This window comes from Bacillus sp. FSL R9-9834, assembly GCF_038006905.1.
GTDB classification, from domain to species: domain Bacteria; phylum Bacillota; class Bacilli; order Bacillales; family Bacillaceae_G; genus Bacillus_A; species Bacillus_A pacificus.
Genome location: NZ_JBBOWD010000004.1, coordinates 14,163 through 36,097 on the forward strand (window position 1 = coordinate 14,163; position 21,935 = coordinate 36,097).

Here is a 21,935-nt window from a genome sequence, read left to right on the forward strand (position 1 = left end):
TCTATCACCTCACGTTAATACTATTGTGGACCTTACGTAACGGCTGAACCTCTTCATCTAAACTCAAAAATCTCTCACCTTTAACAGTGAAAGTCCATACATCAACATCAACTTGTTTCATTTCGAACTGTACATCCTCTAACCGACCCCCACAGGGAATATATTTATCGTCAACTAAAGGAATATCAAAACAACAAAGTAGCAACGCTTTTTGGATATTCGTTTCGAAAAGCATTGCTACAGATTCCGGCTGTTTCTCTTTATCTAAAAATAAGGTTCCATGAATCAACGGCCGATATTTGAAGAATCCAGATGAATCCTTAGTCGGCTTACCGACTGGTGATTTAAGATAAAAAAAAGGAGGATCTGATTCCTGCCTCCTTCTTGTTGTGTATCCTTTTATATCAGTTGTATCTTGAAGAAATTTCAATACCGCTTTTAAATCAGATGAAACCAAGTTCATTCATAACCTCTCCCACTCTGTCCTCAAGCCAGCGTAATGCTTCTGGCTCGAATTCATGCCAAGAGTCTTCTAACATATGAGCGCCTTCTACCCATTTACCTGCTTTTTTTGCAGCTTCTCGGCTCATTCCACTATTTCTTGTCCTGTGACCTGCTTCAACGTACTCAGCGTATTCTAAGTTCGAACCAACCACAATTTCAATGCCGTTTCCCATGCCAACCTTTAAACAGACGGCACCATCACCATCCACACCCGCTCCAGCAGATAAGAAAGAGTTTCTTAGTGCCCCTTGGTCAACTGGCGTTTTCTCAGCAACCATCGTCATAAGTTGAAGAGCTAATGCCTCTGCCCATACTTCAAGTAACTTAGGAAGTTCACGGTTTATTACGCTTATCATTTGCAACATCCACTGATCAAACCCATCTAAGGTAAAGCCACCTTCAAAATCTCCACTCATACCGTAACATCCCCCTTTAGGTCAATCTCAAAATGATGAATGCCTTCTCGGTCAAATACCGGATATGGTTGTGAAGCGATATAACGGCCTAAAAAATATTTTGTCTTCGGGTCGTATACATCAATTGTGTCTCCTGCTTTTACACCAGGGTAAAGCGTGTGAATGAAGACGACGTTGTCAATTTCGACTCTGCCTAGTACTTCATTCACTTTGCTTTGGTTTTTCTTAACGAGGGCGCAGGGAAGATCAGTAGCGACTTCTTTTAAGTCTTGCTTACTGTCGTACTCACTCTCATCAGAAGAAATACGAGAAACAGTCATTCGGTGAAATAGTATCGATTCATATCTACTCAAAAGAAAAACACCCCTGATTCGTTCCCTGTTTGCATGTATGGCTCAAGTAAATCCATTGCAAGGTCACGATAGGATGTACCTTTATCAGCGAATGTTTCTTTATAATCAGAACGCTCAATACTTTTCACCTGCTGCGGCTCTTTCTCGTCTTTCACAAGATAACAGACAGCAAGTTTGATATCATCAGGGACTTGCTCATCTATTTTTTTTACCTTTGAGCACACAAAAATAGAAGCTCGTAATAGTGCGGCTTCCAGATCATTCACGTTATTTAGTTCAGCAAATAAGCTTTTCGCTTCATCTGCTGTAATTAAGCTCTTCATCACACATCGATTTGCATTACGCCTGATGGATAGTTTAACTCAGGGAATGCAGCTTTACCGATTTCAACGAATTCATCACCTGTATTATCTTCTTCCCATGTTTTCACGTAAACGCCTGGTTGTCCTTTTTTCGCTTTCGTAGGACCTTCTACAGTAGAACCAAGCGACTTCTTACCATCAATACCTAAGAAGACAATACGATTTTCAGGTAAGTAACGTTCTGTCTTTCCATTTTCAAACGTGATTTCTAAATCATTCATTACAATCGGTGGGATTTTCCAGTTTTTTAGGTATACTGCTAATTCATCCGGTGTTACTACACCACCTGCAATTCCTTTAATTTGAGCGACAATCGCCTTAGACTGCAACATATCAAAGTAAGAAGTATAGGACATATGGAGTTCTTGTGGTAAACGTCCAGCATTCGCCTTTTTGAATTTCTCCATCATATCGATTAAATCCTTAACTGGATTAGAATTTTCATGGTCACTCCATTTTGTTGATACTTTCACTGCTTTTGGAACATTAAATGGTAGTTCAATTGTAAATCCATCAATATTGTAATCAATTTTACCTTTATACAAAATGGATGTACGTAGGTACTCTTCTGTTTCTTCAACACCCATTTTAAGATTGTCGATATGATCAAGGGCTTTATCAATTATTTGTTGACGCTCTTTATCATGACGAGGATTCATAATTGTTAATGCATCTCTTTCGTCAAAGCGGTATTTATGGTTCATTTTAGCAACTTCACCAAATACTCGTGCTAGTCCTTGTTTATCACGCAATGGAGCAGGAGTGCCAAATTCATTTAAGTTTGCTGCTACTACGTTATGTTTTTCGAAGATATCCATTCCGAAATCTAACGAGAAGATTTGCTTATCACGTGGTAAAAATTTCAGTGTTGTTGAGGTAAATGGAATTTCTAATGCTTCAACATAACCAATTAATGTTTCTCGTTTGAATTCATCTAATTGTAAAAATGTTCCCATTCAGTTTCACTCTCCTTATCGAATATCAAGCATTTTTGCTTTTGCTTTAAACTCTGCTGTAATTGCAGGGCATTTCGCTTCATTTACATAGCCGCCTACAAGCCCTACTCCTTGCACATCGTTCTCTCCAATACGGATATCACGTAACAATAGCGAGACTTGACCTGTAGCTTCTGCATCCGTTGTTTTATCAAAAGGACGCGTTTTCTTTGATGTTGCATCAAAGATTAATGATGTACCAGCAGGAATAACACCTGGTGTAAATGCAGTGTGATCTAATGTAACTGTAATCTTTTTAGCACCAACAATATCACGTAAAATTTCTTTTCCTGCTACAATCGTTTCACTTCGAGGATATAGATTCAATTTGCTTCACTCCTTAATTTTTTTGACTACGTCTCTTCGCTAATTCTGCACCTTTATCGTAGTCTGTTTTCGATGCAGGAGGATTTCCACCACCTGGTGCAGTACTTCCTGGTCTTTGTTGCCCACCACCTCCTTGACCACCTGGCGCTGCTTCCTCACTCATAAATAAGAATGGTTTATCTGTTTTCACTTGTTCTAGTACTTCTTTCATATTCGTAATCTCGCCACTATCTGGATCAGCTTGTAATAACGGCTTTACTGTAGCAAAAAGAATATCTGCATCATGTGGTTTATATGATGTAGCAGCTTTTACAAATGCAAGTTCTGTCTTCAAACTATTGTTTTCTGAAGTAAGAGTTTCGTTTGAAGTACGTAATGCTGCATCTGCTTCTTCTTTCGTTTTTGCAGCACCTAATCTATCTTGTAAATCTTTAAATGACTCCACACCCAATTTCTTATATAAATCCGCTTTTGCTTGCGTTTCTGCAGCTTTCTTAGCATCAGAAAGCTGCGTATCCAGTTGTTCCTGCGTATATGTCACAGGTGGATCATTCGGCGGATCTGTTGGTTGTGGGTCTTGTGGCGGATCAGCTGGCGGATCAGCTGGCGGATTTGGGTCCGAAAAGTATTGGAAGTTACCTAAACGTAATCTAAATGTCGGTTTTACTTTTTCATGTAATTTCACTATTCTTCACTCTCCTGTTTCTTCTCTTTTCTGTACTGCTTATGATAGTCAGCAGCAGTACTTACATTTTGCTCTTTTGCGTACTCTTCAAAGGTCTTCGCATCAGTACGATACGTTTTTCCTGTTTCAAGGTTCCTTGCTGCACGTTGACGATTTGAATTATCGAAGCCTTTAATGACAGATACAAATGTTCTACGGCAATTTGGATGGGCTATTTCTGCGATATTTTTCGATTCTGCGACTGTGAACTCTTGACCATCGATAGCACGACAAATTGGGCACGTTCGATTATCTAACGTTTCTAGTACTCTAACACCAGCGAGTAAGCTCATATTTAATTCGTCGCAGCGTTCATCAAAGTCATACATATATTCCTTCTTCGCTGCATTACTAGCTGATATAATTTCAGTTCTAACAAGTCTTTCACTCTTATATGCTTCTTGTCCAATTCTCTTCTGCAATTTAGCGGCAGTTTTACGAAAACCCTCACCACGTTGCATCGAATTAAGCAACGTCACTCGAAGTTCCTCTTGAAAGTTTTTTGTTTTACCCCATAAGTTATCAGAGAAATGACCATTTCCCCAGTCCTTATTTAAGAGCTTTTTTATTGCTCTTTGCGGAATAACTGGTGGCACAACAATATAACCTTCAATATGAGCGGCAGCTATATAAGAAGCAAATGCATAATCTACTTTCGCAACTGTTTTAATTGATGTAGATGTAGTCGCTATAGCTTCTTGACCAATTCGCTCTATGCTTCCTTCCATCTGCCTTAGGATTGCTTCTAAATCTTTCCCTCTTCTGATTTCGTCCCAATCCCATTTATCTTCTGGTGCTCCTAAGCTTGTACGTGTATATAAATAAGAAAGCTCTTTATTTATGTCTTGCAAAAACTCTGCATACACTTCAAGCAGTACGCGAATACGCTCATCTTTAAACTTAATTAGCTTCTTTTGTTGCTCTATTGCCATTTCCTGAAGCTTTTTCAGTTCTTCATGATTCATAGCTCATCATCCGTTTTATCGCTCTTCTGCATACGTTTATCACGGTTTGCGATGTGACCCTGTATGTTAGTTAAATCCACTTCTTGTTTCTCTGCTGCTTCTTTTTCTTTTCGTTTTAATTCCTCTTGTACATCTTCTACAAACGGAAGCAGCTGAAGCAGAGTGAACTCAGATAATTCCACATTACCGATCTTCATAATCATTTCTACAAGCTCTTTCACATTTTGTGGTTTATTGCGATGGATTTCCCACCAAATCCACTTATGATTATATAAATCGTTATTCTCATTACGTGGATTCAACGTTTCTTTTAACGCTTCTGCCGGATTATCATTGCCACCATCTATTAATTTCTGTGCATTTAGCATTAAAGTGATAATCATGAACTTACGTCTGATATATCGCAGCAGATATATTTCCTTCTCATTCACTTGCAAATCAAGTGGAGCGTATAACTGCTCAATTGCTACACCTGATAAATCGCCAAGTGCTTCCTGCTTATATATTTTAGGTAGTTGAGAAGTTTCAAAGATTGAATCAATGATAGTTTTCGCTTGCCATTCAATCGGTTCGTTCTTCATATCAGCAATTAAATACTTAACATCTACATTTACTCCTGGTTTCCCTTTAATACCGATACCTCTGCTTTTTCTCATTTCTAACATTTTATCTTTGTCAGGATATTCTCCTATGAATGCTAGATATGGATCGCAGAACACATCTAATCGATTTGAATTATCCGATACTAAACGTGCTAATTCTTCAAGTTGCGAAATGACATCATCAGATAAATTACTTGGGCCATACTGAATCTTTCCACCCCGTGGTTTAGCGAATTCTCCATTTTGAAAATACGCAGCGGGTACAACAGGTATAGAATGAATTACTGGATTTGTAGTGTAACGTTTATCCATTACAAATGAACCATTCTCATGCACTAAATAAGTAACTGTTGCCGCATCATATACTTCTACATACTCAACTTCCTCATCTCCTACTCTATCCTTATAACGATGAATAGCAGCAAGCATATCACCCTTATAATCGAATACAGGGAAGCATTCATTTATTGGATATGATTTGTATTTAATCTCACCAAACTCATCAAAATAAAAAAGGACTGTCGCAGCACCTGCAATCAATCCACGTTTCGTATTCAAATAATCAACTGCATGGTCCTCATTCTCTTCTAATACATGCTTTAATTGTTCCCTAAATTCTTCAACTACTTCTTTATTTACTCCCTTATCAATTACAGTATCAGGAACATCATAACTTACTGGTTTACCTAACATATATGAAGCTGGCATACCGCAAATAAGCTTCGAGTAATTGACTACAATTCGATGGTTCGGATCGTCATCGCGCTTCTTAGGACGCTTTAATATTTCAAAATCACCATCAAATATATTTTGTCTTTTTTCAATATCTAATAATATCTTGTCGTGCTCTTTTAAAATATCATTCAAAGGTTCCCACTTATCTTTCATTAACAGTTCTGTATAACTCTCTTTCACATTCACACCTCCTTTTTGTTTAAAAAGGGTGCGGAACCACTCTTTTAAGCGTTCAAACATAGCGCACCTCCTAGAATACACGTTCAAATGATTCAAATGCTGGCTCAACATTTGCAAATGCCAGTATAACTGCATCAGCACGGTCAGGTGATTGCAAGCCGCGTTTCTTCATATCTTCTTTTTTCTCAAGAGCAATCTTGCCTCTCGATGAAATCCGATACTTACGAGTTGTTAATTGTGAAATAAGCTTTTCATCATCAGGAATACTAAGTTTAGGCGCTTCATTTCTCATGTAACCTGAGAAGTTTTCTTCTAATAGCTCTCGCATATTCGCCCATAATTCTGCACTCAGATTTTCGTAACTTATATCACTTGCAGAAGAGCCATTGTGAATTGGTATAACTTTGATATGACTCAACCCCTCGTCATAAACAACCTCGTCTAAACGGTCTACTACACCGCCACCAACACCATCAGCATCGACTTTAATGTGTATTTCTCTTATAAATGGATATTGCTTCATATATTCTCTTGCTGCTTTTAATACCTCACCAGCAGTTTGCGTTGTACCTTGCTTACTGAACCTTTTTAATTCAGTCGCTACCATACCAATACGTGGTACGATTACTGATTCATCATCACCAAAACGAGCAACGTCCACTCCTAAATGAAGTATTCGTTCTCTCTTATCAATTTGAATAGGTGTAGCAGCTGCTTGCTCTGCATATTCAAGTGGAATAAAAGCATCAGCTTCTGCTTTCGGAAATTCTCCTAATACACGAACACGATACACATCACTATCCTCGTTATACTTACGTTTTAACATTTCAATATTGTCTTTACTTGTACGAGGTGAGTCCATACTGGATACTTTATGAGCTTTGTACATATCGCGGTCTTTATTATGGGAATCATAAAAAACCCCACTTGTTCGAGTCGGGTTTCCACATAAAAGTAATTTATTTTCTTCACCTGATAACGTACCAAGAATCGCTTCCATGATTGGATCAGCAATACCAGAAGCTTCATCACATACAAATAACATGTAATCTTCATGGAAACCTTGCATATTCTCAGGTTTGGTCGCTGTTCTTGCAGTAGCAAACCAACGTTCTTCACTACCAATCATGTAAACTCTTGTTTTTGTCCACTTGAGCAGGTTCTTTACTTCGCTACGTTCTAACCATTTAGCAATTTCAGCCCATAATACAGTAAATAACTGTTCCTTTGTAGGAGCAGTACAAATAACTTTAGGGTTAGGTCTGCAACATAAGAACCAAAGTACTGTTACCGACTCAAGCCCTGTTTTTCCTACTCCTTGACCAGAACGTACTGTTACCTTTGGACTCTGTGCCAAATCCATAAGTACTTTCTTTTGCCATTCATCAGGATAGAAACCAAGCATATCTTCAGCAAACGCTACTGGGTCATCCCAATAAACATCGATTATTTCCATAAACTCGTTAAATGAAGTATTACTCATACTTTTCAGCTTCCTTCATTTTACGTCTACGTTCCGCTATCTTCATAAGTGATTCTTTCCAATCCTCTGTGTTTTGGCCAGTATCACTATCAATCTTAATAGCAGCAATTTCTTTCTTAAGTTTTTCAATACGCAGTTGCTGTTCTTCTGTTTTAGCTAGCTTATCGCATTTTTCAATAAGGTTGACCAATGTTGTCATCGCTCTGGATTGAGCATTCATAAAGGTAGCATGACGATCCCACGCGAATTGAAATTCGCATTCTTCCTCAGTGGGTACTGTTGTTATGGCTTTATTATCATCTTGGAAAACTTCACTTCTTATTTTTTTTAATTCCTTTATCATTTCTTCTTTTGATTCAACGAACATAATCCGTTGCGCCCTAATAATGGCTGTATATTGAATCGTTATATTTTCCAATAACATATCGATCGGGTCTTTCTCCATTATCTCAGCAGCCAAGTCAGCAACCTCGTCAGGGAAGTGTTTACGGAAGAATCCGTGTGTTACAGCATTGTCATTCCTTTTTGGTGGACCATGCCCTACTGCATTTTTATTCCCATACTTAGGGTTACGATTCCCTGGATTACCAACCGCATTTTGATTTCCTTTTAAAGCAGCCGATAACTTTTGCGAAGTACTACGTTTCTTCTTTGCAGTACTACAATCATTTTCTTTTGCAGTACTACAATCAGAGCCATCCAATTTAGCTACCCATTTATCTCTAGATTTCCAAGAAGAAATTGTTTTTTCTGGTTCTTGGAGAATCTCAGCAATCTTTCGATTTTTAATTTCTCCATTGTGCTCCTTGAAAATCTCAAATGCTTTATCTCTGTTCGGGCTTCTAGATTTTGCCACGACCACCACCTCATTTTAATCAAAGAATCTTATTTTAAAAAATTCATAACGAAAACTAATTTATGCAGGGAAATGTATAATATACACAGAATAACTGCCGATAACTTGCATTATGTAAATAAGACGGATGGGAAATACCTTGATATCAGTGTTTTTGTGATTTCCTATGAATAAGAGGTATTCATAATTTTATACATTGGCTTAAAAACGCCATTTTCAGCACCTAAACACCGTTATTTCCTGCATAAACTTCACCTTATTAACTATCTATATTTTCGTTCGGTTTTATTCTACAATCATCCAGTCGTCCGCTAACATATCAGATTGGTACGCTTGAGCAGGAGCAACACCGCCCATATCTTTTAAAACCGCAAAAATAGTTGGACCTAAATAAAATGATGTCTTGTATCCTTCGTCCTTTGTTTCATTAAGATATGGTTTATTTGATAAAAACCAATAACCACCCCAAATAGCACGAGTTACTTTCTTGCCTTTCTTTAATGCATTTATCGCATCACCAAAACTTAACTCTTTTTCAATTACACGCTCATACATCATTATTATTTCCTCCTCTATTTTCGTTCGTTGTGTTCGTTTGTTTTGTAAATATGATCTCCTACAGCAATAACTAACTTCTCAAATATCTCTATCTCACTATCAGTCAATTGTTTTAATAAACCATCAAAAGAGTTCATTCCGTATTTACCAACTGAGTAAGCAGCCGTTTTAATCATAACCCCAACAAATTCACTTGCATCATATTCTTCACCGTTTTTATAAGCAGTGTATCTTTGTAGTTCATTCATCCCCATATAATCCATCCTACTCCCAATCCAATCAAGAACACTCCTAAGGTGCGAAAAGCTAACCAGAATAATGCTTCAAGAACCGCTTCACCTAACCCGTACATTCCTCTCACCCCTTATCCCTAAATGCAACACGTTTGCGCTTATCTTTCCTTAACAACAAATAAGACACTAAACCGATCACGGCAGTGCCTACGATAATTGCTATTGGTTTAATCATTGTCATCCGCAATTAGATGCTCTAGCCCTTTTACCGCCTTATCATCAACATACATAGGTATCCTCTTTAGAATTTCTAGTATGTCTTGAACAGATTGAATCTTATCTGGGTCAATTTTACGACGTTTTATCGATTTTAACTTTATTGTATTATTTGGCGTAGTTCTCCACATCGACTCATCCATCATTCATCCTCCTAACCCAATGTCCATTTTGTTCAATCTCACGTTTAATGTGTAATTTCTATATAACAAAGAAAAAAGCACCCGTTATGGATGCACTTTTCTTAATCTATAATCTTTACTGTTTTTCCGTCTTCTTGTAGGGGTACCGCCAGCATTTCGGAAAAAAACCACGTTAAGAATTTTTCGGTTAATGTTCCCCTGATTTAAGGACAATACAAGGGGAGAAAGAAACATCTATGCTGAAAAGTGTAACGTATACTTTTGGAAAAGGTTTATGGCAATCATTTTGGTAATTACTTTTGGTAAAAGACTACCTCTTTGCTATCAAGAACCTTAACCAAGATTGAATAAATTACAAAAATTATGGTTTTTGGTAACTAAAGTTTTCCTTAACGCTGTTAAAAGTACTCGTTTTTATGTTGAAATTTGCTTAACGTGGTTTTTTTCCGTTTTGCGGTCTGTACCCCTTGTAAAACTAATTGCTTATTACATTTAACAGAAACTTCTCCAGCTTCAATACGATACTCAATTATAGTTCCGTCATTGTACTCACTTACACTAACTATAGTTTTAGCTGTACGCTCTAATATTTCGTTTTTTACTAACTCTCTACCTTCTAACGCGATTTCCATTTCCATATTATCCCCTCCTCTCCTATTCTATCTATTCGACAGAAAAGAAGAATATCCTACAAAACAAAAAGCCCCATTACTCCTACTAATAACCCAAGTGGAACTTGAGCCTTCGAAGTAATCAGGCTTTTTCAAGGGGATGGGAGAAACATTCACGAAAGGGGAATTTCGCAATCATTTCAAGGTCAAGATTACTCTCAACCTTCTCCAAGCCACCGCATCAACTGTTTTGGCTACACGCCCTGTGTTCGGTGACCTGGAGAAGACTAAGAATCTTCTCGTTTTAAGTCCGTGGACTCGAGAGCTAGGGACTCTCTTATAAAGGTTTTTTAATTTATATCCAGAGGGCATATGTTTATTCCGGCCCCCTGTTTGAACCAATATACAAGGAGGACAGTAGACTGTCTATATTGGCTCAAACAAAGAGCGGAAGCTCCTTGCATAGCGAAAATTCGTGAGTAATCGCTATATGTCCTGTTCAAATTGATGAAGAAGCCTATTTTAATATTTGTTTTCTTTCCATAAACGCGATGTTCATTTAATCATAAATAAACCACCCCATTCCATTTCCAGAAACAAATAACAGAGAGTAATAGACTTATATTCACTATCAACCCAGAGGACGCATTCTGGGTTGAATACTAAATATAATAGAAACAGCATGACGAATGCGAGTTATCTCACACTCGCCACACTGGAATATGTCTTCATTTGTTTTAATTGGTCTTTTCGTCTTTTGCGGATTCTTACCGCCTTGCCCGCCCTACTATGCGGTATACGTTACCGTGACATTCTCGCATAAGAACGTTTCACTGATAGGTGTACTAATCCTCTTCGATATGCGGTTGTCAAAGGGCTTGTACATATAATTTATAATTTTTGTCATTTTATTTAGTCCCCCAAAAAGTTCGCATTTTGACCGCGTTTTGTTCGCTATTTTTAGATGATTCCAAGTGCTGTAGCAATCAATTTAACCGCACTCTGCTTCTTCTCATAGAAATATGTCTTCTTGAGTAGTAGATCATGATAAACATCTGAATCTTTTACTCTCTCGTTAGTTAAAAACTTACGCTCAACGATTTTACGCTCATCCTCATCTAACAAATTATTAAGTGCTTTTTCTACCTGCTGGACCTTCCATTTACTCGTATTTCTTGAATCACGCAACTCAGGGAATAAACTAATTCCTTCCTGCTCCACGTCATTACTGAATCTCATCTTGAGCGCTCTGTATTCCTTTAATACACTTACTACTTCCTTTTGTACCTTCTTATCATCGATATCCGGTAATAATGTTAATTGTTTCTCCATGAAGGAATCCCCCTATTTCTGAATTTGTCTTTTTACATTCACATCAGGTACGTGAAATTTTACTATCTCTTTGTTGAATAAGGGAAACATGCATAGCGAGTAGCCCCCACCATCCACTCTGCATGGTTCCGTTATCCATTAAGCCTTTAATAATTTGCGTTTCTTGTTGGCCATCTTCTCTTTCGCTGCTTCAATGTTATTCGCTACTTTCTTATGGTCCTGATCAAATTGAATCATTCCATCAAACATAGATGGTGCTATAGCTTCATCAACGTATTGCAAGTAATCAACTGACGCTCGTTCCGTCTGTTCTACTAGGTACCCATAAATATCGAAGTCTGCTCTTGGTATAGACTTCTTGCCCTTCGGTTGATGAGACATCCTTACATAAGATTGAATGACCGATAGTGGTACAACGAATATTGACTTGTCCTTGCTAAATTCAATAAGGAAGAAACAAATCGCTCCCATCTTCTCTGCTTTCTCCAGATAATCTAATTGATGCTGTGCGATGTTCTTTAAATCAAATCGTCCAGGATTCTCTGTAGATTTGGCTTCGAAGGCTATAGCTCGTCCTTTATACACACCGTCATAGTCTACTGTACTTTTAGCTTCATAGAATCCATTTAGCACACGGCCACCTTTACTTTTCAACACCTTCACAGGAGTCGGACGCTTGTTTATAAGCGCCACTCCACCTCTTTGATACATTTCATTCGCTAGATTGATAAGCATTTCAAATGCCATCCCACGGTTTTCTAGTCCCATTGTTATTCCTCGCTTTCTATTCAAAGGATTATTTTGTTCTAAATTTTCCGCCCTCGTTTTTCTCGAAGTAATTGGTAATTACGTATAATGACGCCCTTAACGTTATTTCTTTCCTCTATATCATTGGCGATTGCAAATATCATATTTCTGTTCATTTTCTTAGTGATCGTTATTGTAGCGCTACTCTCATACTCACTTTTGTCTTTTTCATCATAAAAAGTGTAATTAATAAAATACTCACAATATCTTGCTCTCATTTCCCTCTACCTCCTTTTTAGTATCGAAAAGAAATATAACTCGGATCTACCACACTAGTTACAAATGATTTGCTATAAAAATACTTTGATTTAACATGAAATGTTCTGCATAGTACTTGTATTTGATTAAACGATGGGATAATTCTTGACCGCTCTATCTCAATCAACTTATTAATATCAACCTCTAACAATTCAGCAACTTGTCCTTGAGTCATTCCGAATAAATGCCGAAGTTCCGTTAACTTCTCACCGTTAAAATTACTCACAATATTTCGGTCCCTTCTGAATAAAACTCAATATTTCGTTAACACTATAGGTGAGGAATTTTTACATACCCGTTAATTCCTCCCTTTTTTTAAGGGTTGGGCAGTTAGTTTCCGCTAGCTGTCCTTTATTCATTTGAATAATTAGCATAACTTTGTGCATACTATCTATAAGCTGCTTTCTTAACAGTGTTGGCAGCCCGGAATCTTTTGTCAAAAGGAGTAGTTAGCTTTTGCTAGCTGCTCTTTTATTTTTTTTACAACATCTTTTGGGCAAGCACGTAAAATGTATGGCAATTCTCCTGTTTTAGATAAACCAAAGTCCCCTAATCTCGATACCATTACCACGGTATATTCTTCTCCTTTATAGAAAACTTTTTCACCTTTTAAAATACCGTTATAACCAACTATCCTGTTGTATCCATACATTGTTACACCTTTTAATTTCTTATCAAGTTCAATCATTGCAATTGTCTTAATACCATCATTATTCTCTTCTGCTTCATGCCACTTTATATCTTCCAATCTTTATTCCCCCTTGAATAAAGCCCAAAATCTTGGCCATACTATAAATAACACTTAATGATTGAACTTTCTTCTTAACGTTTCTTTCGTAGAGCAGTTAGCCTTTGCTAGCTGCTCTTTTATATTCCTGTAATTCCTTCTCGAGTCTTTCAATATGTTCATCCCTTATTTGAACATCATCTTTTAAAAACTCAATTTCCTCTTTAAGTTTCATCCGTTCGTTAAACAATTGGCGATATTCGTGTATAGATGAATCACGACTTGCTCTAAGAAGCCCAATTTCTTTATTCCTCTGTTTAAGCTGCTTTACAGCATGATCGAAATCAGCTTTTAATAATTGATACTTTGTAGAGCCTTTCATCCTAGCACCTCATTTCTCTACAAAATGAAATTTTTATAATAAACCTTCAATCTTGGCTATCGCTTCAAATATCGGATAGATCTGTTGTGGCACCACCGCATTACCCAGAAACCTCAATCTATCTTCGTCCAATCTTGTGGCAGTCCCATCATCCATTCCACAAATTGAGGGTTGATTTTCTTCCCAATATGTTCTGGAAAGTGTTCCCCTATTGACCCCGGCAATGTTTTCCCGTGGCTGCCGTTTGCTTCTGAAGGGCACAACTCTCGGATCGGCTTGTAATTTTGACTTGTCGTTGGAGTGGCCAACAATAAATGTCCGGTATCTTTGATGTGGCGCCCCGACACTGACAGCCGGTAATACGAACGTCCTTGTCGAGTAGTTTTCTTCTTCCAAGTCGGAGAGCACGGTGTCCAAGCCCATTGTGACGTGTCCAGCAACATTTTCTCCAACAAACCAAGTGGGTCCGAGTTCTCTGATGAGTCGGAAGACTTCTGGCCATAACCATCTTTCGTCTTCTGCACCTTTTCTCTTTCCGGCCATGCTTTCTCCCTGACAGGGATATCCTGCTGAAATAACTCCAATTGAATCAACGTCAACACCTCCATCTAGTAATGATTGTTTCGTAAGTTTATATAAATCCGGGAAAATAGGAATGTTAGGATAGTTCTTTCTAAGTACTTTCTGATTGAACTCTTCTATTTCGCAAAAGGCTGCTGTATCAATCCCAGCCCAATCCGCTGCCATGCTTATTCCTGCAATTCCCGAACATAGATCTAACATTTTCATACCCTATTCCCCTTTGTTTTAAAATAGCGTTTTTGTTTAAATCCACCTTTTTTTAACTATGGCTTTACTAATAATTTCATGCTAAAATCCACTAGGGTGTTTATTTTTATATTATTTTTGGAGGCTTTATGAACAATCAAAACAACAATGAAACAAACAACATCAGTAGACTATTAGCTCTTTTTCTAATAGTATCACCACTATTAATACCTATCGTGCTCCCTACAGCCATAATTGTAGGAATGAAACAATGGATGCCTAATGACGTTGAATACCCAAGTATAATGTCACTATTGATCTTATGTATTGGATTTTTCATAGTTGGGATCATCTTCTCATTTGTATTACGCGTATTTAAATTATCTGAAGAAAAGCTAAAAGAATTAGGTTTCTTAGGATTTACAATTTCAATTGTTAGTACCTTCCTGACAATGTATGTCGGATATTTTTGGCTAGCAAAATTTAATTTCACAGCAGTGCAATTATCACCACATGCTGTATTAATCTTTGCGATTTTATCTACTATTCTTTTAGAAGTAATCTTTAAAGTGATTGATAAATTTGATACACCTGATGCAGAAGAAACACTTAAATAGATATTAAAATGATCATCTTAGAGTACATATCAACATGTGCTCTTTTTTCTTTTAATCAAATAACGATTTTGTTTAATTTCTAACTTTTATCACATTAGTTTTAAATGCTTCACCCTTACGGTTAAAGGATACAATATTCATACCATGATAATCTCTGTGCCACCGGAAAGTTGGATCTAATCTATTATTAAACTCTCCATCAAACTTTCGTATCGTTGAAATTTTGATATTCTTCATTCCCATAAAATTTTCTTCACCTATTTTTGTCATTTGTCTATTTCTTGTATGTCTCATCCGTTCCATTCCCCTCCATATCTTTTATCACTAAATGTAAATATTAAGTTGTAAATTTAATTTACTTAGTGCTATAATTCGAGAGATCGATAGTTACATTCACTGATCAACCTCATGTAATTTTAATAAAAGTTCTCGAGATTCAGCCCCTAACAGCGCACCGTTAGGGGCTGAATTCTTTCCAAATAAAGATTTTATTGTACAACTACACATACCTAAACAACATGCATACATTATGGTGTGTATTCATTCAATATAAGTTTTGGTAAGAGAGTTCTTTGGCAAGAGCTCTCTATTTTTAAAATAAGAATTTTGTTTTAATACTCTACGCAATCCTCACACCAATACAAAATTTTGTTTTTATAACTCCAATCATTTATGCCTCGGATCTGGTTTATATTTAATTTCTTGTCACATAAGTAACAAGTTTTAACTTTTGTTTTTCTCCATCTTTGTTTCTTCATCGCCGCTCCTCTTTTCTTATTCGAATAACTATTTTATTAAGAAATTAACCCTCTTTTTTCACCATACTTTCTACGAAATAAACAGGGTTTACACTTGTTGCATCGAACAATTCTCCATCTATTAAAACTGCATTTTTATCCTTGTAGTACTTAATTACTATCAATAACAATTTGTCATTATCTAATGGTGTTACAATATCACCATTTTTAAACTCGTCCAGATCACGACCGCCTTTTGAGAACATCCTACGACGCTTTTCCTGCACAATTTCCTCTGCAGTAGCTTTTCTCAATCCGTCGTCCCAATATGCCGCTAACCCCTCTCGCATATTATCTGTACTAACATATCTACCGTCTTTTTTAGTAACCTTCCCAATCAATACATCCTCTTCATGGCATACCCAATCATCAATTTCAAATTCATTGATAACATCCCACGCTTCAGTTACAGCAGCTACCTCAACAGGATTTCCACCCATGTATCGCAATCTAGGAAATACAATTACGATTTCTTTTCCATCTGACTGACGTTTAAACTTGTCGCCATCCTTAAAACGCCCTTTCTCCATACCTACCAGGATTTCTCCTCTTGATAATTCCTTTATTTTCATCTTTCATTCTCCCTTTCTATTCAAATAACGCTTTTGTTCAATCTTCTATCAAGCTATTAACTAAGTCACACAATTTTTTTACTTCTTTCTTTAGAGCCCGTTTTTCATTATCCAGTTTCTCAATTTCATCTTGATAAAAATAATACGGTTGATTACCACACCAAATTTTGTATTCATCATTTTCAGAATCATAATTTACTGACAAGCATGATGGTGGCTCTAACGAACGTACAACTTTTATCATTTCATCCCACGTCTTTGCTGTTGTATACATTGACATTTCCGTTCCTCCATTTCTAATAAAATTCAAATTTGGTCTTTATCAAAAACTTCAATATCATGTAAAACCTGCGTAAAGATTACATTGATTCATCCTATCTACCCAATAAACGTTATATAATGAACTTGCAAATACCCGATTTGCACAATACTTGCTTTCCATACGACTTATGCTTGAGTGCTAGGAGAAATCCTAGCCTTTTTTTAATATCCGCTCGCTAACCGATCATAGTTAACTTGGTTCTTATCAAAGTACGACTTTTCCATATCTCCAAACGTCATTCCCATTCTTAAACCTATTTTTATTAATGCTGCTAATGATAAGCAATAACCGTCCAATTTATTAAGGTTTGATTTGTAAATGAGATCGAATAGATCGTGAAAACTATGAGAATCTACAAATTGCAACTCATTATGAATATTGTTAATATCAATTACGTTTTTTGTTAATTCACTATGCCCGTACTTATTACCTAAACTGGCTATAAAGTGCATGCAATCCGCCCACTCATCATACTGACGTGCCTTATCATCCTTCTTGTTTTTCTTCCAGTACTTGAAGAATCCAATCTCATTACTTAGTTCACCCAACTCCGTGTATAAAGCCTGCGTTACGTCTCCAGTTAAGTTTTTCCCTTCTAACCCATGAACCTCAACAACCTTACAATCTAGCTTGTCCTGCGCTTCAAAAATCTTTTGTATATTTAACACTTATATCCGCTCCTTATAAGTAACTTTTCAATTTCTCTTTCTGTTTCTTCAACACTTCCAAAGAAAGTTGTGTTTTCCGCTTCTCGCTATTCAATCCAACCAAGTGATATTCCATTTTGCGAATCTCATCCTCTACTACTTCGAGTTCGTTTTGCACCTGCACAGCAGTTTCTTTCTTCACGCGATCCCTCCTACAGTCCTAATGCGTTCATGAGCTTTCCTTCATCAAAACCATAAATGAAATTACCGTTTTCGAATTCAAAAGTAGGAGCTGTTTGTATTCCTAAAATTTCTTGGTGTGCTTTACCTTCAGGTGTCTCTAAATTAATTTCTGTAATCTCAACTTCTACGGGACAAGATGCAAATAACATCTTAGCTCTCATGCAATTAGGGCAATTATTTTTCGTAAACATAGTGATCTTAGTTGCCATTCTCTTCATTCTCCTTCGCCTCTGCTAATAATTGAGTTACTTCAAACGTGCCGTGCTCTGTATATTTCATTGTGTTTCCTCCTTATGATCAGATAATAAATCTTCTAATGCGATTGCCGTTCCTTCAAATGCGTGCCACTGCCCGTTATAATATCCTGCTAACCCTAAATCTCCACTATCAAAAGCCTTGTCGGATTCCTTTCTACTATCTACTGCCGATTCATGCAATCCTCTTATAAGCTCTTCAATCGCTTCTCTCATTCTCTCCATCTCCTTTTAGTAGCCCCGCCAGTTCCTCGCAACTCCCCTCAAAGAGATCACGCCCATCGGGTAGCTTGTATATGTGATTATCGATTAATTTATTGATTAAAACGTCTTGCCTGTCCATGTTGCCTCCTAGCTGATTTGTTTCTTTTTCGTACTTCCACGTTTGTCCTTCGGCTTTGTTGCTGCTAAGTATGGGTGCATTCCTCTTTCAACTCTTTTATAGAAGCAAATATCATTTATTCCGTTTTCTCTAGCTATTTCTATATATGCTGTATGCCCCTTAGGTTTCATGGCTGCATCGCGTGGTGACATTCCCTCTCTAATTCTTCTGTAAAAAGTTGAAGCGCTTATCCCGTTTTGGCCAGCAATCACTAGCATTCGTGCATTATTATCTTTCTTATTTCTCTTTTTAACTGGATCAGTTATAGCTCGTTCAATACTCCAGTCATACGAATCCACCCTCTGATTCACGTTTTTTCTAGAAATTCCGTTTTTCTCTGCTTTTTTATAATCTTCTTCTGTAAGAGAATTAGCCTTTGTTTTCCTTACTCTCCCTGTTCTTTTAGGAGGTATAGTTGCCGCTTCTTCAGGTGTCCATTCGCGAACTGTCTTTTTGGTCATCCTTGCATGAAATGTTCGGTAAGAAATACCGTTTTTTTCTGCAATTTCGATGTACTTCTGATATTTTTTTAAAAACTTCCCATTCTGCAATGGTTCTGTAATTGCTTGTTCTACCGTCTTTCCTCTATAATGAATCCGCTGGTATACCGTCTCTTTGCTAATTCCGTTTTTGGCAGCTATTTCATATTCTTCTTCAGTTGGTACTGGCATATAAACCTTCATTCTTATTCCTCCTAATCCAATGCCATTATTTCTTTTCTCGTACGTTCCGAATGTTTTATTTCAATCTTCTGAATACCTTTACCATGTTCTTTCACTGCCGCGCCCCATGCTTCGCTCTCTGTTTTAACATCGAACCAATCTATCTTTTGTCTTTCATCCTGATCGTAGAAATGAACCTCATATGTCGGTGTTATAACGGTTGGATTCGCAAGGAATCGCTCGGCTGTGCTTGTTGCTGTATAATCAAAACTCCCCACAACATCCTCCAGTGTTAGCTGTTTCATGCCCCTAACCCCATTGGACGAGATTTAATCATATTTTTATCTGCCTGATCCATAATCAAAGCGGCGATTTCTAGCTGATGTCTCCCTAGCTCTTTTGCGATTTCAAGGATTCCTTTGTCTTCCTTCCACATTTCTTGCAATCGAATTACTTCGCTTTCATCAAATACCAGGTCCAACTCTTCTAAAGCGATATATAAGTTACGACGCGATTTCTTCATGTACTTTCTCTGTTGCAACGCCATCGTATAATTTTCCTTTTCTAAATCCGTTCCAAGTCTTGGCATCCCATTTCCCCTCCATTTGTAATTGATGAATTTCTTTTAGCTCCGCCATAACAGCATGACGCTTTCTATCTACTTCCTCAGGTGTTTGATTCGCCGCTTCGCAAATGCATGGTCCAAACTGATACATACCCGTTCCAATGTCGTTCTGAATTACTCCCGTTCCGTTACATGCACACATTTCAATTTCCCCCTTTTAAAATGGCAATGCCTTTCTTCTGTAATCCTTTGTTTCTTTGAAAGTGATCGTTCTAAAATTATTGAGAATCCGTGATACAATCCGTTCATCGTATGCCTCATCTAAACGCTTCCCTGTGAGGTTTGTCGTGAAGATAGTAGATTTACCTTGCCTACCATCGAAAACATCGAATAGCACCCTATTAATGAAGTTTGTCGCTTTTGTATTCGCATCTAACGCACCTAACTCCGCTCCCAAATCATCGACTATTAATACTTCCGCTCTTACTAAGCTTCTTATAATTGCATCTTCAGTTAATGTAGAATCTTTACTGAATGTACTTTTAATCTTCCGTAGCAATTCACCAACTGTGACGAAAACTACTGACTTCCCCGCTCCTGCAAGCTGATCCGCTATAGCGTAGGCAAGATGTGTTTTCCCTGCTCCGCAATTCCCGGCCATAATCGTGTTAAAAATCTTTCCGTTGAGATAATCCGTTGCGATGACCTTTGCAAGTTCAAGGTTCTTCGCTCCTTCCTCACTAGTAGGTTGGTAATTATCAAAGTTAGCTTTCTTAATGTTGCTATCGGCAATCATGCTTTGTTGATGGAACATGAATTTCTTTTCGTTTGCTTTACCTGCATCGTATTTCGCTTGTTCCTGCTGCTGAAGCTTCTTACTTTCGTTTTCAAGGAAGCATCGAGGGCAAACAACTTGTCCACCGAACTTCATCTTATTCATGCCATGTGTATCACACACATCAGAATCCATAGTCATATTCACCTTTTTGGCTATATCGGTTGGTATTGCTGCCGCCGCTCTCTGCATTGTTCTTCGCTCCCTTTTTAGAATTCATTTGAATAGTTAGTTGGTCGAACTTCTCACGTAGCTTTTTAGGAGATAAAATGTTACCTTGCCAGAATGGATCAGCTTGGCACCAATCAATAACATCCTTAATCTCTTGTAATTCACGATTATCCTTTTCACGCATCAATCTAAAATCGTTTGCCCATGAATCAAAGTTAGGCTCTTTTTGTTTAGGGTTGTTACCCTTAATTTTTTCAAACAAATACTTAGCCCCGTTGGTGTCGCAAGTTTCAAACTTGTGACGAGAAGGTTTTTCTTTCTTCTTTTTATCTTTTTCTTTATCTATATCTAATTCTTTATCTTCTTCTATATCTGTATCGTCACGTGACGTCACGCGAACGTCACTTTCTTCACTTTTGTTTTCTAGTGCTAATTGCTGTTGTTTCTTGCGTTCGCGGTACTTTCTGTTTCGTTCTGCATTCAATTGTTTTACCCGTTCTAATCCATCAATGTTCTGATGCTTCTCCCAATTTGAGATGCAAATGTACTGATCGTCTGTGATATCAATCATTCCAAACTGTTTGAACGTTTGTAGTGCAAGCCTTACTGTTGCTATCGGTCTATTAAAAAGTGTTGAGAGCATTTCTTCTGTGAAAGGAATGTTTTCGCTCAAGAAAATGTAACCATTAGCATTTGTTCTGCCCGCTTGAGACAACAATTTAATCCAAATGATTAGTAGTGTGTCTGCATCTGGTAAGCTTTCAATCAATCGAATCTTTTCATCTTCAAACATGCTAGTAGAGAGTTTTATCCATTTAACATCTGCCATTTAGTTCACCTTCTTCATCACAAACAAATACTCAACTGTATCTGTGTACCCGTTAAATTTATATCCACCGTTTCCAAAGTTACGGCTCATATCATAATCAAAACTTTTCCTTTGCTTATAAATCTTTTGATATGGTTTTACATGTTCATACCCATCTTGTTCTAATTCCCTAACACGTTTAAGTAATTTAGTAAGGTTGTAACCTCTTACCGGAATTGGTTTGCTTGTATCTCGATTATGCTTATTCCATTGAAAACTCATCACATCACGTCCCTTTCGCATACCGCTATGTCGCCTTGAATTTTGATTATTTTATATCCTGGGTAGCGATCGGGAGTAATGTACTCAATCGCCTTTGCCTTTGCTTCTTTTTCATTCCGTGCGCCCTTCCACACCCACGCCGGAAGGACGACTTTTGATTGGCTTTTATCTAACATAGGTT

The 21,935-nt window shown here is 37.4% G+C and carries 39 protein-coding genes; 1 reads left to right on the forward strand and 38 read right to left on the reverse strand.

The annotated features are described in order from the left end of the window. Window positions 1–4 precede the first annotated feature (4 nt). The 22 genes from MKY00_RS29760 to MKY00_RS29865 form a co-directional block, all read right to left on the reverse strand. Entirely contained in the window at window positions 5–463 is a 459-nt protein-coding gene (locus tag MKY00_RS29760; RefSeq protein ID WP_074585895.1) for a hypothetical protein, read from the reverse strand. Beyond that, entirely contained in the window at window positions 444–920 is a 477-nt protein-coding gene (locus tag MKY00_RS29765) for an HK97 gp10 family phage protein (RefSeq protein ID WP_074544191.1), read from the reverse strand. The genes MKY00_RS29760 and MKY00_RS29765 overlap by 20 nt, the downstream gene beginning before the upstream one ends. Further along, entirely contained in the window at window positions 917–1,273 is a 357-nt protein-coding gene (locus tag MKY00_RS29770) for a hypothetical protein (RefSeq protein ID WP_074544190.1), read from the reverse strand. The genes MKY00_RS29765 and MKY00_RS29770 overlap by 4 nt, the downstream gene beginning before the upstream one ends. Continuing rightward, window positions 1,270–1,596, reverse strand: a complete 327-nt coding sequence (locus MKY00_RS29775) for a hypothetical protein (protein ID WP_074585896.1) — start codon at window positions 1,594–1,596, stop codon at window positions 1,270–1,272. Before MKY00_RS29775 ends, MKY00_RS29770 begins: the two co-directional genes overlap by 4 nt. Next, complete coding sequence (locus MKY00_RS29780; protein WP_074544188.1) at window positions 1,596–2,591, reverse strand: major capsid protein; 996 nt, start codon at window positions 2,589–2,591, stop codon at window positions 1,596–1,598. The genes MKY00_RS29775 and MKY00_RS29780 overlap by 1 nt, the downstream gene beginning before the upstream one ends. Before the next feature lie 15 nt (window positions 2,592–2,606). After that, window positions 2,607–2,957: a hypothetical protein gene (locus MKY00_RS29785; RefSeq protein ID WP_074544187.1), complete on the reverse strand. Its 351-nt coding sequence runs from the start codon at window positions 2,955–2,957 to the stop codon at window positions 2,607–2,609. Between the two features lie 13 nt (window positions 2,958–2,970). Beyond that, window positions 2,971–3,642: a phage scaffolding protein gene (locus tag MKY00_RS29790; RefSeq protein ID WP_074585897.1), complete on the reverse strand. Its 672-nt coding sequence runs from the start codon at window positions 3,640–3,642 to the stop codon at window positions 2,971–2,973. Then, complete coding sequence (locus MKY00_RS29795) at window positions 3,642–4,646, reverse strand: minor capsid protein (RefSeq protein ID WP_074544185.1); 1,005 nt, start codon at window positions 4,644–4,646, stop codon at window positions 3,642–3,644. The genes MKY00_RS29790 and MKY00_RS29795 overlap by 1 nt, the downstream gene beginning before the upstream one ends. After that, on the reverse strand, window positions 4,643–6,223 hold the full coding sequence (locus tag MKY00_RS29800) for a phage portal protein (RefSeq protein WP_074585898.1): 1,581 nt from the start codon (window positions 6,221–6,223) through the stop codon (window positions 4,643–4,645). The genes MKY00_RS29795 and MKY00_RS29800 overlap by 4 nt, the downstream gene beginning before the upstream one ends. Window positions 6,224–6,233: 10 nt before the next feature. Then, the gene (locus tag MKY00_RS29805) at window positions 6,234–7,646 is read right to left on the reverse strand and encodes a DEAD/DEAH box helicase family protein (protein ID WP_074585899.1); all 1,413 of its coding nucleotides are present in this window, start codon (window positions 7,644–7,646) and stop codon (window positions 6,234–6,236) included. Then, complete coding sequence (gene terS / locus MKY00_RS29810; RefSeq protein ID WP_341035570.1) at window positions 7,639–8,502, reverse strand: phage terminase small subunit; 864 nt, start codon at window positions 8,500–8,502, stop codon at window positions 7,639–7,641. Before terS ends, MKY00_RS29805 begins: the two co-directional genes overlap by 8 nt. Before the next feature lie 285 nt (window positions 8,503–8,787). After that, a complete protein-coding gene (locus MKY00_RS29815) occupies window positions 8,788–9,060 on the reverse strand; it encodes a Thoeris anti-defense Tad2 family protein (RefSeq protein ID WP_000990090.1) in 273 nt (90 codons plus the stop codon). Between the two features lie 14 nt (window positions 9,061–9,074). Beyond that, window positions 9,075–9,314, reverse strand: coding sequence for a hypothetical protein (locus MKY00_RS29820; RefSeq protein WP_000525645.1), 240 nt, complete (start codon window positions 9,312–9,314; stop codon window positions 9,075–9,077). 206 nt (window positions 9,315–9,520) lie between these two features. Next, window positions 9,521–9,712, reverse strand: a complete 192-nt coding sequence (locus MKY00_RS29825; RefSeq protein WP_341035569.1) for a hypothetical protein — start codon at window positions 9,710–9,712, stop codon at window positions 9,521–9,523. A gap of 398 nt (window positions 9,713–10,110) precedes the next feature. Then, window positions 10,111–10,350 (reverse strand): hypothetical protein, encoded by a 240-nt coding sequence (locus tag MKY00_RS29830; protein WP_074585885.1) that lies wholly within the window; start codon window positions 10,348–10,350, stop codon window positions 10,111–10,113. A gap of 933 nt (window positions 10,351–11,283) precedes the next feature. Then, a complete protein-coding gene (locus MKY00_RS29835; protein WP_074585887.1) occupies window positions 11,284–11,655 on the reverse strand; it encodes an ArpU family phage packaging/lysis transcriptional regulator in 372 nt (123 codons plus the stop codon). Between the two features lie 138 nt (window positions 11,656–11,793). Continuing rightward, window positions 11,794–12,423: a Holliday junction resolvase RecU gene (locus MKY00_RS29840; RefSeq protein ID WP_074585888.1), complete on the reverse strand. Its 630-nt coding sequence runs from the start codon at window positions 12,421–12,423 to the stop codon at window positions 11,794–11,796. A 38-nt stretch (window positions 12,424–12,461) separates the two neighbouring features. Further along, on the reverse strand, window positions 12,462–12,680 hold the full coding sequence (locus tag MKY00_RS29845) for a hypothetical protein (protein ID WP_016718361.1): 219 nt from the start codon (window positions 12,678–12,680) through the stop codon (window positions 12,462–12,464). 17 nt (window positions 12,681–12,697) lie between these two features. Continuing rightward, a complete protein-coding gene (locus MKY00_RS29850; RefSeq protein WP_016718362.1) occupies window positions 12,698–12,946 on the reverse strand; it encodes a helix-turn-helix transcriptional regulator in 249 nt (82 codons plus the stop codon). A 210-nt stretch (window positions 12,947–13,156) separates the two neighbouring features. After that, complete coding sequence (locus MKY00_RS29855) at window positions 13,157–13,468, reverse strand: hypothetical protein (protein ID WP_061182770.1); 312 nt, start codon at window positions 13,466–13,468, stop codon at window positions 13,157–13,159. A 97-nt stretch (window positions 13,469–13,565) separates the two neighbouring features. Then, the gene (locus MKY00_RS29860) at window positions 13,566–13,829 is read right to left on the reverse strand and encodes a hypothetical protein (RefSeq protein ID WP_016718364.1); all 264 of its coding nucleotides are present in this window, start codon (window positions 13,827–13,829) and stop codon (window positions 13,566–13,568) included. A 33-nt stretch (window positions 13,830–13,862) separates the two neighbouring features. Beyond that, window positions 13,863–14,618 (reverse strand): DNA cytosine methyltransferase, encoded by a 756-nt coding sequence (locus MKY00_RS29865; protein WP_016718365.1) that lies wholly within the window; start codon window positions 14,616–14,618, stop codon window positions 13,863–13,865. A 128-nt stretch (window positions 14,619–14,746) separates the two neighbouring features. Here MKY00_RS29865 and MKY00_RS29870 point away from each other — a divergent pair, with 128 nt between their 5' ends. Further along, on the forward strand, window positions 14,747–15,214 hold the full coding sequence (locus tag MKY00_RS29870; RefSeq protein ID WP_060630990.1) for a hypothetical protein: 468 nt from the start codon (window positions 14,747–14,749) through the stop codon (window positions 15,212–15,214). 72 nt (window positions 15,215–15,286) lie between these two features. Here MKY00_RS29870 and MKY00_RS29875 read toward each other — a convergent pair whose 3' ends face one another. The 16 genes from MKY00_RS29875 to MKY00_RS29950 form a co-directional block, all read right to left on the reverse strand. Then, the gene (locus MKY00_RS29875; protein WP_001216585.1) at window positions 15,287–15,508 is read right to left on the reverse strand and encodes a hypothetical protein; all 222 of its coding nucleotides are present in this window, start codon (window positions 15,506–15,508) and stop codon (window positions 15,287–15,289) included. Between the two features lie 508 nt (window positions 15,509–16,016). Further along, a complete protein-coding gene (locus tag MKY00_RS29880; protein WP_074585850.1) occupies window positions 16,017–16,583 on the reverse strand; it encodes a hypothetical protein in 567 nt (188 codons plus the stop codon). A gap of 37 nt (window positions 16,584–16,620) precedes the next feature. After that, the gene (locus tag MKY00_RS29885; protein WP_229137026.1) at window positions 16,621–16,863 is read right to left on the reverse strand and encodes a hypothetical protein; all 243 of its coding nucleotides are present in this window, start codon (window positions 16,861–16,863) and stop codon (window positions 16,621–16,623) included. Between the two features lie 203 nt (window positions 16,864–17,066). Next, complete coding sequence (locus tag MKY00_RS29890; RefSeq protein WP_074585946.1) at window positions 17,067–17,573, reverse strand: dUTP diphosphatase; 507 nt, start codon at window positions 17,571–17,573, stop codon at window positions 17,067–17,069. 13 nt (window positions 17,574–17,586) lie between these two features. Beyond that, window positions 17,587–17,754: a hypothetical protein gene (locus tag MKY00_RS29895; protein ID WP_167738248.1), complete on the reverse strand. Its 168-nt coding sequence runs from the start codon at window positions 17,752–17,754 to the stop codon at window positions 17,587–17,589. Window positions 17,755–17,764: 10 nt separating this feature from the next. Then, a complete protein-coding gene (locus MKY00_RS29900; protein WP_074585945.1) occupies window positions 17,765–18,004 on the reverse strand; it encodes a glutaredoxin family protein in 240 nt (79 codons plus the stop codon). A gap of 66 nt (window positions 18,005–18,070) precedes the next feature. Then, entirely contained in the window at window positions 18,071–18,265 is a 195-nt protein-coding gene (locus MKY00_RS29905; protein ID WP_080495939.1) for a glyoxalase, read from the reverse strand. Then, complete coding sequence (locus MKY00_RS29910) at window positions 18,249–18,392, reverse strand: Fur-regulated basic protein FbpA (protein WP_074585943.1); 144 nt, start codon at window positions 18,390–18,392, stop codon at window positions 18,249–18,251. Before MKY00_RS29910 ends, MKY00_RS29905 begins: the two co-directional genes overlap by 17 nt. 8 nt (window positions 18,393–18,400) lie before the next feature. Next, complete coding sequence (locus MKY00_RS29915) at window positions 18,401–19,114, reverse strand: hypothetical protein (RefSeq protein ID WP_074585942.1); 714 nt, start codon at window positions 19,112–19,114, stop codon at window positions 18,401–18,403. Window positions 19,115–19,125: 11 nt separating this feature from the next. Continuing rightward, window positions 19,126–19,398, reverse strand: coding sequence for a hypothetical protein (locus MKY00_RS29920; RefSeq protein ID WP_074585941.1), 273 nt, complete (start codon window positions 19,396–19,398; stop codon window positions 19,126–19,128). Next, window positions 19,395–19,640, reverse strand: a complete 246-nt coding sequence (locus tag MKY00_RS29925; protein WP_141114941.1) for a helix-turn-helix domain containing protein — start codon at window positions 19,638–19,640, stop codon at window positions 19,395–19,397. The genes MKY00_RS29920 and MKY00_RS29925 overlap by 4 nt, the downstream gene beginning before the upstream one ends. After that, window positions 19,597–19,860: a hypothetical protein gene (locus MKY00_RS29930; protein WP_074585939.1), complete on the reverse strand. Its 264-nt coding sequence runs from the start codon at window positions 19,858–19,860 to the stop codon at window positions 19,597–19,599. Before MKY00_RS29930 ends, MKY00_RS29925 begins: the two co-directional genes overlap by 44 nt. Before the next feature lie 15 nt (window positions 19,861–19,875). After that, window positions 19,876–20,634 carry an ATP-binding protein gene (locus tag MKY00_RS29935; RefSeq protein ID WP_080495938.1) on the reverse strand — a complete coding sequence of 253 codons (759 nt, stop codon included), beginning with the start codon at window positions 20,632–20,634 and terminating at the stop codon, window positions 19,876–19,878. Next, window positions 20,618–21,493, reverse strand: a complete 876-nt coding sequence (locus MKY00_RS29940) for a phage replisome organizer N-terminal domain-containing protein (protein WP_074585937.1) — start codon at window positions 21,491–21,493, stop codon at window positions 20,618–20,620. Before MKY00_RS29940 ends, MKY00_RS29935 begins: the two co-directional genes overlap by 17 nt. Beyond that, window positions 21,494–21,754 carry a hypothetical protein gene (locus tag MKY00_RS29945; RefSeq protein ID WP_074585936.1) on the reverse strand — a complete coding sequence of 87 codons (261 nt, stop codon included), beginning with the start codon at window positions 21,752–21,754 and terminating at the stop codon, window positions 21,494–21,496. It lies immediately after the preceding gene. Beyond that, window positions 21,754–21,930: a hypothetical protein gene (locus tag MKY00_RS29950; RefSeq protein WP_000884829.1), complete on the reverse strand. Its 177-nt coding sequence runs from the start codon at window positions 21,928–21,930 to the stop codon at window positions 21,754–21,756. Before MKY00_RS29950 ends, MKY00_RS29945 begins: the two co-directional genes overlap by 1 nt. Between the last annotated feature and the right edge of the window lie 5 nt (window positions 21,931–21,935).